Below are 14795 nucleotides of genomic sequence, written 5' to 3'. Positions count from 1 at the left end.
ATCTCCAAACATTCCCACAAAAATCCATACAACCCATCAAATCCCCAATTCATCAAAAAAGCGCAAAACAGCCCCCGCTCCCCATAAGCACGTTGAGGAAACGTACCTATAGAGAGCAAATGGACTGCCTTGCGAGATTTATATGCATTTCAAAAAATGACTGCTTCTTACTCATATCAAAGGGGAATCAGTCAAAAATTACCAAAGAGGAATTTAATATGATTAAAGGTTTAGCAATCACACCACCTGTACTCGGTCGTATCAGCATCGGTAAGATCGTGGAAAAGAATGGAAAACGTCTGCCTGAAAAGGACGATCAATTTACGATTACCAGTCAAATCCAGAACAAGGATGGTTGGGTCAAACATCCACTGGATGAACAACTCCGTGCCAAAGCACCGAACCAAAACCAAAAGCTCAGAACCATACCAGTCCGCATGATTTTTAATGATCCTGAGTTGAACCTACGGGCAGAGTACAGCCTATTTGACCGACAAACAGGACGGCTAATCTGCTCGGGCAATGGGGAAACCTGTCAGCGACTTGGACAAAACGGCGTTGAACAACATTCATGCCCATCACCTGATTTATGTCCATTGGCACAAGGTGGATTATGTAAACCCTATGGACGACTCTATGTCAACCTAGATGAATCAGATGAGTTTGGCACATTCATCTTTAGAACCACAGGCTTTAATAGCATCCGTACCTTGGCAGCACGATTAAGTTACTACCATGCTGCATCAGGTGACTTACTTTCATGTTTGCCATTGCAACTTACTCTGAGAGGCAAAAGCACCACGCAAAGTTATCGTACTCCGATCTATTACGTGGATTTAACCTTAAGGGATGGCACAAACCTAAAAGATGCGATTAGCTCAGCCAAACAGATGGATGAACAAAGCAAGGCAGCAGGGTTTTATCAGGAAGCATTAGATCATGTGGCACGACAAGGTTATTGCAACGCCAGTTTTGAGGTGGGCGGTGAAGAGGGTTTGGATATTGTTGAGGAGTTTTATACAGATGAATCAAGACCAGAACAGTCTCAACAAACACATGACCTGAGCCATGTGCAGGATATTCAGAAAGGCTTGCAGCAGTCGGTGCAGGCTTTGAATTGAAATGAATTTAATTAGAAAAGAGTACTCGTACTCTTTTTTTTGCAGATTTTGGTCTATAGATAAGAAGATATTCACTTCTAGAATATCTAAGAGATGGATTTACTTTAATAACGCTTTTTAGTATTTTGTTAGCAAATCAGAAGTATGTCCATCGTTATGCGTTCAAGTAGGTTGTCTAAGCTTATACTCGCATTTATCCTGTTTTTGTTTACAATAACAATTACGGGAGTTCATGCGTGGGCACCTGTTTTACTTGAAAATATTGAACACCAACATGAATTAAGTATTGTTGTGGAAGATGATGCATCTAGTCATTGGTCTTTGCAGCACTCAAATGATTCTCCCAGAAGTACTGCTGATCATGAGGCAGAAGTACATAGTTGGAAGAATTTTGATGAGCCAATCTACCATCACTCGGTGAAGCCTATTTCTTCTGATAGTGATCTAAGCATAGACCCTGTGTTTATTCTAAGTTTTATCACTGCTCTTATTTTTCTGTTCCTAAAGTTATCTGAACATCAGATTCGGGTATTTGACTTTAGAAAAAGAATATTTATTTTACGTAATTCTTATACCTTTACAAAAGCTCTTATTGTTCTAAGAAATTGATTTTTCTATACAAAAAATAATTCTTCATTTTTTTGTATAGGTAAAGTCATGTCTAAAATTTATCAGCTATTTCTTAGCTGTGGTTTTGTAGTAACGGCAGCAAACGCATTTGCGGAAACGAATTATGCTGAACTACAAAAGCAGGTTATCGCAAGTGATGCTGTACTCAATAGCCTACAGCAGTCCGAGCAAGCTTATGAACTCAACCAAAAGTTTGCTGGCAGATTAAATAATCCGACTTTCAATGTGGAGTTGGATAATCTTGGTAATTCCAAATTGAAGGATTTGGATGGTTCAACAATCTTGTTAGGATTGTCACAAGAGATCCCTCTTAGTAATAAACTTTCCTTGAGAAAACAGATTGCGATTTTTCAAGGTGATCGTAATCAGTTCGAAATAGCAAAGCGACAGGCTGAACTCAAAGCAGATTTAAGAATCTGTATGGCGAACTGGTATGTGTCAACTCAACGTGCTGAGGTTTATTCAACAGAAAGCAAGTTGAATGCAAGACAAGCCAATGTTCTTTCGGAAAGGCTCAAGTTTGGGCGAGTCATTCCTTCGGATGCTCAACTCAGTGCAGCACTTTCATCTGAATCAAAATTACGTTATCAAAATGAAGTGAAAAAGGGGCAGTTTCAGAAAAATCTGTGCTCTAAGTTCACATCAAATCTACCAAGTAATGCCTTGGAAGTTCCTCTAAGTTTTAATTTCACAGACAAAATCAGTTTGGCTGAGCAAGAAGCACTTCTGAACTCCAAATTGAAAAAGACACAATTTGAACTCGCCCATAAAGAAGCAATACCTGATATCACTTTGGGTGTTGGGGTCAAAAACTATCAAGAAACCAATGACAAGGTTTTCCAAGTTTCAACGTCAATACCTCTCAATATCTTTAATCGAAATAAGGGCAATATTGCGATTGCTCAAGCAGAGCATACGAAAGCAGAAACACAGTCTGTGTTTGTGAGTCGTAACTCTAAAATTGAATTGGAAAACAAATCTATTGAGGTTTCCAATTTAATTGATGCGATTAAGCAATATGATCAAACCGTTTTGCCCGCAACAAATGAAAGCCTGCGAATTGCAGAGATGGGTTACCAAGCAGGGAAAAACTCTTTACTTGAGTTCAATAACATCAAGCAAATTTGGCTAGACAAACATCTTGCTCGATTCGATTTGTGGTTGGCTTTGCAGATAGAAATTGCAGAAGTCGAGCGCAACTACATTACTCATTTAGATCAAGAATAAGGGCAAGTATATGAATAAACAAACCAATACATTGATTGCAACTGGTGTCGTTGCCTTACTTATTGTCTTATGTGCTATTGCTTGGTACAAAACTGGTAATAAGACACAAGCGAGTGGACATGGTGAGGTCGCCGAAGAAAAAGTAGCTGTAGCTGGAGATGAGAAAGGACCACACGGTGGTCGTTTGTATCGAGATGGAGATTTCTCTGCTGAGGTTAAGATATTTGAAGAAGGAGTGGAACCACACCTCCGTGTTTATGGGTATTTGAAAGATAAGCCACTTAAACCTGAAGACTTAAAAGCGAATATTTACATTAAGCGTTTAGATGCTGAGCAGAATATTCAATTTAAACCAGAGAGTGATTACTTGATTGGAAATGAAATTGTCTATGAGCCACATTCGTTTCTAATGGTTGTAAATGTCGATTATCAAGGAAAAAAACATACTTGGAAGTGGGATACGAAAGAAGGTCGTGTCACCATGTTAGACAGTAGTATTAAGAGCAGTGGTTTAGAGCTTTTAAAAGTTGAATCCATGATGTTTGAAAATGCTTTAGAGTTAAAGGGAGAATTGAAGTTCCCTGATAATTTTGAAAGTTTTATCACACCGAAAGCAAGTGGAACACTCATCAAAACATATCGCACGATTGGCGATAAAGTAAGTCAAGGTGATTTATTAGCTACAGTACAAAGCCAAGACTTGATCCGCTTAAATGCTGAGCGTTCTATTGCAGTAGATAATTTGCAATTTGCACGTAAAAAGATGGAGCAAGAGCGAACGTTATTTCAAAAACGAGTATCGCCTGAAATTGACTACATTAATGCAAAGCGTGAATTTGATGATGCTCAGATTCGTGCCAATGAACTGAACAATTTAATCAGCTCTTATGGTGGTTCAGGCAACGGTACAATTGAAGTTCGGGCTGCGATGTCTGGCACAGTCTTACAAGTGCTAGGGGCAGTTGGATCAAATGTCACACCAGCTTCGCCAATATTTAAAATTGCCAATACATCTCAGTTACTTGCAGTAGTCAATGTTCCTGCGGATAAGCTGAATACAATTAACCCGAATGCTAAGGTGACTGTAAAACCTCAAATTCAATCAGGCACAGAAGAAGCATTGGGGACGATCAAATACATCAGTGATATCATTGATCCAAAAACACGTACTGCTCAAGTCTTTGTTGAAGTTGCCAACCAATTTAAATGGCGTTCAGGTCAATTGATCACCGCACATATTTTTGAAAATCAAAGTTTGAAGCCGATGGTGGTTCGTGAAGATGCTTTACAAAACTTCCGTGATTGGGATGTGGTGTTCATTCGTGTAGGCAATGATTTTGAAGCACGTCCATTAGAGTTGGGTGAAAAATATAACGGGTTTGTTGAAGTTAAGTCAGGCTTAAAAGCAGGTCAGGTTTATGCGGCAGGCAATTCTTATTTATTAAAAGCAGAGCTAGGTAAATCTGGCGCTACTCATGATCATTAAGGGGTAGCACCATGTTTGACCAAATTGTTAAGCTTTCGATTAAGAATCGTTGGCTTGTACTGATCGTCTTCCTATTCGTAGGTGCATTGGGTGTTTATAACTATTTTAAACTACCTATTGATGCTGTTCCTGATATCACAAATGTACAAGTCCAAATCAACAGTGAAGCACAAGGCTTGTCTCCTATGGAGATGGAGTCACAAGTCACTTACCCGATTGAAACAGCTTTGGCAGGTATCCCTAATCTTGAATATACACGTTCTGTGTCGAGATACGGTTTATCTCAGGTCACGGCGATATTTAAGGAGGGGACGGACATCTATTTTGCCCGTCAAATTGTCAATGAAAAATTGCAAGGCGTGACACCAACATTGCCAAGCGGCATATCGACTTCAATGGGTCCTGTTTCCACAGGGCTTGGCGAAATCTTCATGTATACCGTTGAGAATGCCAAGAATAGTCTAAACCCACTTTCACCCACTGAATTAAGAACCTTGCAAGATTGGGTCATTAAACCTCAGCTTCGAAATGTTGAGGGTGTGAATGAAATCAATACCATTGGTGGTTATCTTAAACAATTTGTTGTTCAACCTGATTATGCTTATTTGCGTAGCATAGGGTTGGATCAGAAAGCTATTTTAGAGGCGATCTCTAAGAACAGCATGAACAAAGGTTCAGGGTACATTGAGAAAAATGGTGAGCAGTATTTAATCCGTTCTGATTCTCAAATTAACTCGATTGAACAAATCCAAAATATTCCGATCACGACGAGTAATGGTTATATCCTCAGATTGAAAGATGTTGCCAAAATATCGATTGGTCATGAATTACGGACAGGTGCTGCGACCAAAGATGGGCAAGAAATTGTACTGGGTACGGCATTCATGCTTATTGGCGAAAACTCTCGAAATGTTGCTCATGCTGTAGATCAAAAGCTACAACAGGTTCAAAAGTCGCTACCTGAAGGTGTTGAAGCTAAAGCAGTTTACAACCGAACAACTTTAGTTGATGCAACGATTCAAACAGTGAAGAAGAATTTACTTGAAGGTGCAATTCTGGTCATTGTGGTGCTTTTCATATTCTTAGGTCATTTCCGTGCAGCTCTGATTACTGCGATGGTGATTCCGTTATCCATGTTGATGACAATCACAGGCATGGTCAACCAAAAGATCAGTGCCAATTTAATGAGTTTAGGTGCACTCGATTTCGGAATTATTGTTGATGGTGCTGTGGTTATTGTCGAGGCATCTCTCGCTAAATTAGCCATGAAGCAAAAAGAGTTAGGACGTATTCTGACTCAAAAAGAACGCTTTACGACTGTATTTGAAGCAACAAAGGAATCTCGAAAAGCGATTCTTTATGGTCAATTGATCATTATTTTGGTTTATCTACCAGTGATGACTTTGACTGGTGTTGAAGGCAAGATGTTTACACCAATGGCTGCAACGGTTGTTATGGCTTTAGTTGGCGCAATGATTCTTTCAATTACCTTTGTCCCTGCAATGGTGGCATTAGTTACTACAGGTGAAATTAAAGAAGAAGAGTCAAAAATTGTTCATTTTGTTAAGAAGTTTTATAGCCCAATTTTAGATTGGTCTTTAAATCACAGATATCTACTGATCGCCTTTGTCTCAATATTTTTTATATTCAGTGCAAGCCTTTCAACTCGTTTAGGTTCAGAATTTATACCTTCTTTAGATGAGGGGGATGTGGCATTACATGCTTTGCGTATCCCAGGTACTTCATTAACTCAAGCCGTTGAAATGCAATACACGCTTGAAAAAGAAATTGTGAAAATTCCTGAAGTTCAGACCATGTTTGCCAAAGTTGGAACAGCAGAAATCGCCACTGACCCAGTTCCACCCAATGTGGCTGATAACTTTGTCATGTTGAAGCCACGTAGCGAGTGGCCAAATCCAAAGAAACCAAAAGCGGAAGTCGTTGCAGATATTGAACGAGTAGCTAAAGGTGTTTATGGAAATAATTACGAGTTCACTCAGCCGATTCAAATGCGCTTTAACGAACTTATTTCAGGTGTCCGTACCGATGTTGCTGTGAAAATATATGGTGATGATCTAGGTCAACTACTTGAATCAGCAAACGCTGCCGCTAAAATTTTAGAGGGAGTGAATGGTACTGCTGACTTGAAAGTTGAACAGATGACGGGTTTACCCATGGTATCTGTCGAGCTGAAAAAAGACATGATTGCCAACTATGGGCTTGATGCTGAGGATGTACAGCAACAGGTTTCTAGCCTCATCACTGGTGAGACAGCAGGTAAGGTATTTGAAGGTGATCGAAAGTTCGATATTGTTGTTCGAATGGATCAAAACTCTGTCACAGACTTAGAAAAACTCTATCAAGTTCCTGTGAATCTGCCTGATGGTTCAAGTGTACTTTTATCAGAATTGATCGAGTTAAAAAATGTTCAAGGACCAAACCAAATTTCTCGTGAGAATGGTAAGCGTCGTATCGTCATCACAGCAAATGTCCGTGGTACAGATATTGGTAGTTACATTGCAGAAGCACAATCTAAGCTGAATGCAGATTTTAAATTACCAGAGGGTTACTGGCTGACTTGGGGCGGTACCTTTGAACAGATGGAGTCTGCATCGAATCGACTCATGGTTGTTGTTCCAATCGCTTTAATTCTGATCTTTGCCATGATCTACATGGCTTTAGGTAATGTTAGAAACAGTGTCTTGGTATTCACAGGCGTACCATTTGCACTAACAGGCGGTGTGATTGCTTTAGCTTTACGGGATATTCCATTCTCAATTTCTGCTGCCGTCGGCTTTATCGCATTGTCAGGTGTGGCTGTGCTGAATGGCTTAGTTCTTGTTTCTGCCATTCAAAGGCTTCGAATGCAAGGGGAAAGTGTCGTTGATGCGGTGAGACATGGTGCAATGGAACGACTGCGCCCTGTTTTGATTACAGCTTTAGTGGCTTCTTTAGGCTTTATTCCAATGGCTTTAAACGTAGGTATTGGTTCTGAAGTTCAACGTCCAATTGCAACTGTCGTTATTGGTGGGATTATTTCATCAACCTTACTGACTTTGATTATTTTGCCGACCTTATATGTGTGGTTTAACCAAGGTCGGTCAAGAAAATCAAACGATGCCGCTGAACAGGTTGTTTAGAGGCATCGTTAATGACAAATATATTGCGAGATAAACAAAGTAAATTTGTGATGATGTGGCTAGTCTGCATGATCAGTCTCGCTTTATGTTTGCACTTTAATGAGCATGTAACTGAAAAGGAATTTCAGAGACACGTTTCAATTGATGCAATTCATTCGCACCATCATGAGGTCAGTCAACAACATTCACATGGTCATCAGGATAACTACTATGAACATTTTGTTGGCTATGACGAACTTAAATCGATTGCTTTAGCTCATCTCTTAAAAGGGATTTCGATTCTAGATTGGTCAAAAGAATATGTTTATCTGATGGTGAGTCGTATTTTTAAACCGCCCAAAAAGTTAATGGATTTTCAATTCATTTTAAATTTTGGAGTTTGATATACATGCAAATTATTGCTTCACACATTGTGAAATTAAGTGCTTACATAAAGCTATTACTTGCTTTATTCATTACATTGGCAAGTCCTACACTTTTTGCTCATGGAGTAGCAGAAGGTGATAAGGGCTATATTCAAGAAATTTATGGTGTTCATGTCATTCCATTCATCTATTTGGGTGCGAAGCATATGGTCACTGGATATGACCATTTACTATTTCTTGTTGGCATTATCTTCTTCTTATACCGAATGAAAGATATCGGCTTGTACGTCAGCCTATTTGCACTTGGGCATTCGATTACGATGCTGGTGGGTGTTTATTACAATATCTCGATAAACGCCTACATCATTGATGCAATCATAGGTTTTTCAATCGTTTATAAGGCTCTTGATAACTTAGGGGCTTATCAGCGTTGGTTTGGTTTTCAACCAAACACGAAAATAGCGACTTTAATTTTTGGTCTGATTCATGGTTTTGGACTCGCAGTAAAAATTCAGGAATATGAAGTTCCGAGTGATGGGCTGTTGGCAAATTTAATCTCATTCAATATTGGGGTTGAACTAGGTCAGTTTATGGCGCTGTGCATCATCTTGTTATTGATGACGTTTTGGAGAAAGACACCGTATTTCTTTAAAACTGCCTATCAAAGCAATGTCTTCCTCATGTTCCTCGGTTTTTTACTTGTTGGCTATCAACTTACTGGCTTCATTACTCAATAAGGATCTAAATTATGTATAACGCTGAAATTCCAAAAGATATCGAATTACCTTCATCAAGAAAGTTAATTAAATCAACAGCGATAGCTGCCGTTAGTGCTGTGGTCGTGTTGGTTACCTGTGTCATGCCTGCGGAGTATGCGATTGACCCGACGGGTATAGGTAAAGTGCTTGGCTTAACGAAAATGGGTGAAATCAAACAATCACTCGCTCAAGAATCAGTGAATGGTCTCAATGCTGAGCAGACAGTGAATAGTGCTGAACAAATATCAGTAGAAACTCCAACTCAAACGGCAATTGATACTGTTGAAATGACCATGCCTGCGATTAATAAAGAGAGCATTAGTATTGAGTTAAAACCTGGGCAGGCAACAGAGGTAAAACTAACGATGCCACAAAGTGCAAGTGTCAACTTTGATTGGAAAGCTGTAGGAGGTGGTCTTAACTATGATACTCATGGTGATCCCGTAAATGCCCCTAAAGGGTTCTATCATGGCTATGGAAAAGGCAAGAATGAGACAACTCAACAAGGTGTCTTAAAAGCAGCTTTTGATGGTAAACATGGTTGGTTCTGGCGTAACCGTACAGAAAATCCAGTGACTGTAACTCTACTTGTAGAAGGACAGTTTAGTGAAATGAAGAAAGTCTTTTAAGCTTTAATCAATCTCCTTGGAATAGTCTTCCAAGGAGATTTAATCGTTATAGATGTCAGATTCTAAAAAGGAATCCATAAAATGCTAGAAGTACTAAAAAATACCACATATCGGCATTTGTTCTTGGCCCAAGCGATTGCACTCATTGGAACAGGGTTAGTCACGATCGCCCTAGCTTTACAGGCATACGATATTGCCAAGGGAGAAGCTGCTCAAGTTCTTGGTATTGCTTTGGCAATTAAGATGATTGCTTATATCGGTGTAGCACCTATAGCATCAGCATTTGCAGAGCGCTTACCAAGAAAACAGGTATTGGCTGGATTAGATATTATCCGAGCATTAACAGCTTTGTGCCTACCATTTGTGACACAAATCTGGCAAATCTATATTCTCATTTTTATTCTGCAATCTGCATCTGCTGCATTTACGCCAACATTTCAGGCAATGATTCCAGATGTTCTGCCTGAAGAAGAAGACTATACCAATGCTTTGTCATTGTCTCGATTAGCCTATGATTTAGAAAACATTATCAGCCCAATGTTGGCAGGCTTTCTACTTACTCTGATGAGTTATCACAATCTGTTCTTAGGAACAGTATTAGGTTTTATCGGTTCTGCTTTGTTTGTGGTAAGTGCAAAATTACCAGTCGCCAAAGTGCCTGAGTTTAGAGGTGTTTATAGCCGTATAAATCAGGGAGCTAAAATTTATTTTAATACGCCGAGACTTAAGGCGTTGCTTGCTTTAAATCTAGCTATTGCTTCGGCGAGTGCTGTTGTGATTGTAAATACTGTTGTATTGGTGCAATCGACATTTAAACTTACCGAAAATGCAACGACATGGGCATTTGGTCTTTTTGGACTTGGGTCAATGTTATCTGCTTTTGTTTTACCAAAGATATTGGATAAATTTCCTGATCGCTCTGTTATGTTGACGGGAACAACAATTCTTGTCATTGGACTATTCAGTGGTTCTTTGATTACATCTTATAATGGTTTGTTAACACTTTGGTTTGTCCTTGGTATTGGATATTCGGTTTCACAAACACCTACAGGTCGCTTGATTCGCAAGTCTGCATCAAGTGAGAATAGAACATCATTGTTTGCTGCCCAATTTGCTTTCTCTCATGCTTGTTGGCTGATCACTTATCCATTGGTTGGATGGCTAAGCACCAACATCGGAACTTTACAGACTTTTATTCCTATGGCAGTTATTGCCGTTGTTGCTCTCATTCTCGCATTACGCTTATGGACAACTAAAGATGATGGTGTTTTGGTACATAGCCATGATGATTTACCCGCAGACCATGAACATGTGATTCAGCATCAAATCAATGGTGTGCATGTGCATGAATATATGATTGATGACTACCATCAAAAATGGCCTAAATAATTCTTTTCGACTAATGGCTTAGAAGTAACCCGTTTATTTGTTGTACAATTTCAAACTTGTTTTATCATTCAATAAAAAAGGGAAACAATATGAAAAAACTAATCTTGGTATGTTTAATGGGGCTTGCGGTAACAAATGCTTTTGCTCATTCAGGTGGTACTGATTCTTCAGGCTGCCATACGAATAGCAAGACAGGGGATCGTCACTGCCATTAATGGTATAAAAAAGGAAGCTAAGCTTCCTTTTTTATTAAAAATTATAAATTTATGCACCTATATACAAAATCAAGCCACAGAATGCCGAAGCAAAAATGACATACATGACTTTGACTTCAAAATGGAACAAGGCGATGAATGCTGCAATCGCAATAACCATTGCTTCATAGTTGAATGGATGGTCGAATCCATTTGGCCATAAAACGTGGTAACTGAAGAAAAGTGCAAGATTTAAAATTACACCAACAACAGCGGCAGTGATTGCCGTCAAAGGTGCAGTAAATTTTAATTCATTGTGAGTTGATTCAATCACTGGAGCACCAGCTAGAATAAAAATGAAAGAAAACAGGAAAGTAAACCAAGTCACAATCACAGCACCCAATGCACCTGCCAAGAACAGATGATCATTGCCTAACAGAGCATGATTAAAGCCACCTAAGAATCCTACAAATGCAACAACCATGATCAGGGGACCTGGGGTGCTTTCTCCAAGGGCTAAACCATCAATCATTTGTGTTGGACTCAACCAACTATAAAAATTAACGGCACCTTGATAAACATAAGGTAATACTGCATAAGCTCCACCGAATGTGAGCAGCGCTGCTTTGGTAAAGAACCAAGCCATTTGTGTATAGGCATGATCCCAACCAAGCGTTAGAGCCAAACTGATAATTGGGATAAACCATAGAATTGCACCGATAAATAATATTTTCCCTAAGTGCTTCCAACTAAATATGGCATGTTCAGGGGTTGGTGTATCATCATCAATTAATGCAGGACCATAATCTTTTTTACCTTGTTGGTGTGAGCCACCACCTGTAAAAACGCTTGGATATTTTTTACTTGCCAAATATCCAATGATCGCAGCCGTTAGAACGATTAAGGGGAATGGTAGGTTAAAGAAGAATATAGCGATGAATGCAAGTGCAGCGATTGCCCATAAAAACTTATTCTTTAATGATCGGCTACCAATCCGATATGTCGCATGAAAAACGATAGCAACAACAGCAGGTTTAATTCCATAAAAAAGCCCTGCAATAATAGGAACATCACCAAATTTTACATAAACCCATGACAGACCAATCAGGATAAATAGAGAGGGTAATACAAATAGAATTCCTGCAACTAATCCACCAACGGTTCTATGCATCAACCAGCCGATATAGGTTGCTAATTGTTGTGCTTCAGGCCCAGGCAGTAACATGCAGTAGTTGAGAGCATGTAAAAAACGTTTTTCAGAAATCCAGCGTTTTTGTTCAACGAGTTCTTGGTGCATAACAGCGATTTGCCCCGCTGGTCCACCAAAACTAATAAACCCCAATTTAAGCCAAAACAGAAATGCTTGCCAAAATGAAATAGGCTGTATTTCTTGCTCTGACTTGATAACAAGTTCTTGTTCCATGATTATTCTCTTGAGAGGTTGGCATATAAGCCATCAAAAATATGATTGGATAATTCAAATAGCTGGTCATCATTACTAATTTGACTGCGAATACCTTGGATAACTTTTTCAATACCTAATGCTTCAGGAGGTTCAATCCCCCCGATATCAAGGTAATGGACAATTTCAGCGATTTTCTTTAATGCAGGTGTTTCTAAATTAAAACTATGTAAAAGAACCTCGAAAGTCACCCAATGATTGATGTGGCTGAAAGTTGCACCATCAAAATCGAATCCTAATGCTTCTTGTGGGCAGTCACTCGGTGTTTCTAACCAAATGAATGTTGGTGAAGTATCAATAAATGTCTTGATTAACCACGCAGAAGCTAGACGATCAATCCAAGGTCTTTTGCGAGTTGCCCAAATTCTGTTTTGATAATTCGTTTTATCTAGAGGTTGAATATGGGCTTGTATTGCTTGAGGTTCATTCACTTCACCAAGACGTGCAATTGAAAGTTCTAAAGAGGAAAGCTCATTTAAAACCTGTGCTTGAGTCTCATCAGGGTAATAGTCAATTTCTACGAGTGCATCGATACTTTTTCTCAGTTTACGAACTTGCTTGAGCAACTCTTTCTTTTCATCTTTAGTCTGACGATCTCTTAACTCAGAGAGTTGTTTATAGAGAGTGTCGTATTCTTCTTTTCGATTGAAGAAAGGAGCTAATTCAAGGTTTATAGGCTGGTCTGCGTGAAATACATAAGCAGTTCCTTGTTCTGAGATAACATCATTAGCAATAGGTTCAAACTTTTCGCTATGGGAAATAGGGAGTAAGTAGACCCCATCTCTTAAAATTGCTGCGCCACTTGCTTTGAGAGATCGCCAGACTCTCATCCGAGTGGTTGTGTTCTGCGTAGGCAATGAGGATATGAGTAAGGATATTTTCATGTAATATACTCAACTTATTTGTTTAATATATTACATTTAAAAATTAAAAGTACAAATACAAAGAAGTGATTTCTTATATCAAAAACAATACTAAGATGAAGGTGATAAAGAGAAATATATATCTACACAATTTTTAACGCTTAAAATTTTGATCTAGTTTTAGTGTTGAACGGATAACGGATTATTTGTGGATAACTTGAGACATATCAACAATCAATAAATATACTTGCTAAATTTGTTATAATTGTCCTAATTGAGGATTTCTACTCTATTCTTTACTACCAAATTCTAAGCAGTGTTGAAAGAATTGTTTTTAGCGATAGATATATTTTAGGTTTTTAGACCTGTTAATGCAGGATACGAGTAACAGCTAAAATGAAATACCAACCACCGTATAAGATTAGTTCTAAAATTATTCATTTAATCTCGCAGATTAGTGAAGCTTTAGGACGTTTGACGGTACTTGTACAGATTCAAGATGAACTGAAACTTAGAAAAGCCAATCGAATCAGAACGATTCAAGGTTCACTTGCGATTGAGGGAAATACCCTCAGTGAAGAACAGATCACAGCAATTTTAAATGGTAAACCTGTTATTGCCCCACCTAAAGAAATTCAAGAAGTACGTAACGCCATTAAAGCCTATGAACAGTTCCAGCAATGGCAGCCAGCTCGTGAACAGGATCTATTAAAGGCTCACCAAGTTTTAATGGCTGGATTGATTGATGAGGTTGGACAGTACCGTCAAGGTGGTGTTGGCGTGATGTCTGGTGATCAAGTTGTCCATTTGGCTCCGCCAGCAAGCCAAGTTGTACGCTTAATGAATGATTTATTGCAATGGTTAGAACAAAGTGATGAACATCCGCTAATAACCAGTTCCGTATTTCATTATGAATTTGAATTTATCCATCCCTTTGCTGATGGTAATGGTCGGATGGGACGACTTTGGCAAACTTTAATCCTCACCAAGTGGAATGCAATTTTTGCCAATATTCCCGTTGAAAGTCTGATTTATCAAAATCAAAAAGCTTATTACGATGCTTTACAGGCAAGTACACATCAGACTGATTCTGCACCCTTTATAGAATTTATTTTACAGATGATTTTTGATGCTATTCAAAGCTCATCAACCACCGATCAAGTCACCGTACATGATACCGATCAAGCTATCGTACAAGATGGCGATCATGTTCAACGTCTTGTTTCGGCCATGGGGAAAAAAGAATATAGTTTGACAGAACTGATGTCTTTACTAGGTTTGTCCCATCGTCAAACCTTTCAGCAGAATTATCTGAATCCAGCGATAGAGGCAGGGTTGATTGAACGTACCATTCCAGACAAGCTAAAAAGTCCAAAGCAAAGATATAGATTGAGTGTATAAAACTAGATGGCTCAAACCCATATGAGCGACTGGATGACCCACTATGCCTATACAACGCTAAATCTGCTACAATTGCGCCAATTTTGAATTCCCACTTTTTCGGTTATGTACACATTTGGAATTGTGTACA

The 14795-nt window shown here is 38.9% G+C and carries 13 protein-coding genes; 11 read left to right on the top strand and 2 right to left on the bottom strand.

Annotated features, from left to right (window positions below; genetic code table 11):
* Positions 1-218: 218 nt before the first annotated feature.
* The 10 genes from M5121_RS01610 to M5121_RS01565 all read left to right on the top strand — a co-directional run bounded on the left by M5121_RS01610 (position 219) and on the right by M5121_RS01565 (position 10960).
* Complete coding sequence (locus M5121_RS01610; RefSeq protein ID WP_249570097.1) at positions 219-1121, top strand: recombination directionality factor; 903 nt, start codon at positions 219-221, stop codon at positions 1119-1121.
* 156 nt (positions 1122-1277) lie between these two features.
* A complete protein-coding gene (locus M5121_RS01605) occupies positions 1278-1730 on the top strand; it encodes a hypothetical protein (RefSeq protein ID WP_249570213.1) in 453 nt (150 codons plus the stop codon).
* A 48-nt stretch (positions 1731-1778) separates the two neighbouring features.
* Positions 1779-2978: a TolC family protein gene (locus tag M5121_RS01600; protein WP_249570096.1), complete on the top strand. Its 1200-nt coding sequence runs from the start codon at positions 1779-1781 to the stop codon at positions 2976-2978.
* A gap of 10 nt (positions 2979-2988) precedes the next feature.
* Positions 2989-4464 (top strand): efflux RND transporter periplasmic adaptor subunit, encoded by a 1476-nt coding sequence (locus M5121_RS01595; protein WP_249570095.1) that lies wholly within the window; start codon positions 2989-2991, stop codon positions 4462-4464.
* A gap of 11 nt (positions 4465-4475) precedes the next feature.
* Positions 4476-7604, top strand: a complete 3129-nt coding sequence (locus M5121_RS01590) for an efflux RND transporter permease subunit (protein ID WP_249570094.1) — start codon at positions 4476-4478, stop codon at positions 7602-7604.
* An 11-nt stretch (positions 7605-7615) separates the two neighbouring features.
* Positions 7616-7987, top strand: coding sequence for a hypothetical protein (locus tag M5121_RS01585; RefSeq protein ID WP_125299839.1), 372 nt, complete (start codon positions 7616-7618; stop codon positions 7985-7987).
* Positions 7988-7992: 5 nt separating this feature from the next.
* Positions 7993-8706 (top strand): HupE/UreJ family protein, encoded by a 714-nt coding sequence (locus tag M5121_RS01580; RefSeq protein WP_249570093.1) that lies wholly within the window; start codon positions 7993-7995, stop codon positions 8704-8706.
* An 11-nt stretch (positions 8707-8717) separates the two neighbouring features.
* Positions 8718-9356: a transmembrane anchor protein gene (locus M5121_RS01575; protein WP_249570092.1), complete on the top strand. Its 639-nt coding sequence runs from the start codon at positions 8718-8720 to the stop codon at positions 9354-9356.
* A gap of 81 nt (positions 9357-9437) precedes the next feature.
* Positions 9438-10745: an MFS transporter gene (locus M5121_RS01570; protein WP_249570091.1), complete on the top strand. Its 1308-nt coding sequence runs from the start codon at positions 9438-9440 to the stop codon at positions 10743-10745.
* A gap of 89 nt (positions 10746-10834) precedes the next feature.
* Entirely contained in the window at positions 10835-10960 is a 126-nt protein-coding gene (locus M5121_RS01565; protein ID WP_000733641.1) for a YHYH domain-containing protein, read from the top strand.
* A gap of 49 nt (positions 10961-11009) precedes the next feature.
* Here the strand turns inward: M5121_RS01565 and chrA are convergent, their stop codons facing one another.
* Positions 11010-12362 (bottom strand): chromate efflux transporter, encoded by a 1353-nt coding sequence (gene chrA, locus M5121_RS01560; protein ID WP_249570090.1) that lies wholly within the window; start codon positions 12360-12362, stop codon positions 11010-11012.
* Between the two features lie 2 nt (positions 12363-12364).
* Positions 12365-13285 (bottom strand): chromate resistance protein ChrB domain-containing protein, encoded by a 921-nt coding sequence (locus tag M5121_RS01555; RefSeq protein ID WP_249570089.1) that lies wholly within the window; start codon positions 13283-13285, stop codon positions 12365-12367.
* 375 nt (positions 13286-13660) lie between these two features.
* Here M5121_RS01555 and M5121_RS01550 point away from each other — a divergent pair, with 375 nt between their 5' ends.
* Positions 13661-14665 (top strand): Fic family protein, encoded by a 1005-nt coding sequence (locus tag M5121_RS01550; RefSeq protein WP_249570088.1) that lies wholly within the window; start codon positions 13661-13663, stop codon positions 14663-14665.
* Positions 14666-14795 lie beyond the last annotated feature (130 nt).

Source organism: Acinetobacter sp. ANC5681 (genome assembly GCF_023488045.1).
Lineage (GTDB): Bacteria > Pseudomonadota > Gammaproteobacteria > Pseudomonadales > Moraxellaceae > Acinetobacter.
This window is presented reverse-complemented; position numbering and strand designations above follow the sequence as displayed.

Bases quoted from the DNA above. Each gene is read 5' to 3' on its own strand.
- M5121_RS01570 (WP_249570091.1), top strand. From the start codon at position 9,438: ATGCTAGAAGTACTAAAAAATACCACATATCGGCATTTGTTCTTGGCC.
- M5121_RS01575 (WP_249570092.1), top strand. From the start codon at position 8,718: ATGTATAACGCTGAAATTCCAAAAGATATCGAATTACCTTCATCAAGA.
- M5121_RS01555 (WP_249570089.1), bottom strand. From the start codon at position 13,285: ATGAAAATATCCTTACTCATATCCTCATTGCCTACGCAGAACACAACC.
- chrA (WP_249570090.1), bottom strand. From the start codon at position 12,362: ATGGAACAAGAACTTGTTATCAAGTCAGAGCAAGAAATACAGCCTATT.
- M5121_RS01600 (WP_249570096.1), top strand. From the start codon at position 1,779: ATGTCTAAAATTTATCAGCTATTTCTTAGCTGTGGTTTTGTAGTAACG.
- M5121_RS01550 (WP_249570088.1), top strand. From the start codon at position 13,661: ATGAAATACCAACCACCGTATAAGATTAGTTCTAAAATTATTCATTTA.
- M5121_RS01595 (WP_249570095.1), top strand. From the start codon at position 2,989: ATGAATAAACAAACCAATACATTGATTGCAACTGGTGTCGTTGCCTTA.
- M5121_RS01580 (WP_249570093.1), top strand. From the start codon at position 7,993: ATGCAAATTATTGCTTCACACATTGTGAAATTAAGTGCTTACATAAAG.
- M5121_RS01610 (WP_249570097.1), top strand. From the start codon at position 219: ATGATTAAAGGTTTAGCAATCACACCACCTGTACTCGGTCGTATCAGC.
- M5121_RS01590 (WP_249570094.1), top strand. From the start codon at position 4,476: ATGTTTGACCAAATTGTTAAGCTTTCGATTAAGAATCGTTGGCTTGTA.
- M5121_RS01585 (WP_125299839.1), top strand. From the start codon at position 7,616: ATGACAAATATATTGCGAGATAAACAAAGTAAATTTGTGATGATGTGG.
- M5121_RS01605 (WP_249570213.1), top strand. From the start codon at position 1,278: ATGCGTTCAAGTAGGTTGTCTAAGCTTATACTCGCATTTATCCTGTTT.
- M5121_RS01565 (WP_000733641.1), top strand. From the start codon at position 10,835: ATGAAAAAACTAATCTTGGTATGTTTAATGGGGCTTGCGGTAACAAAT.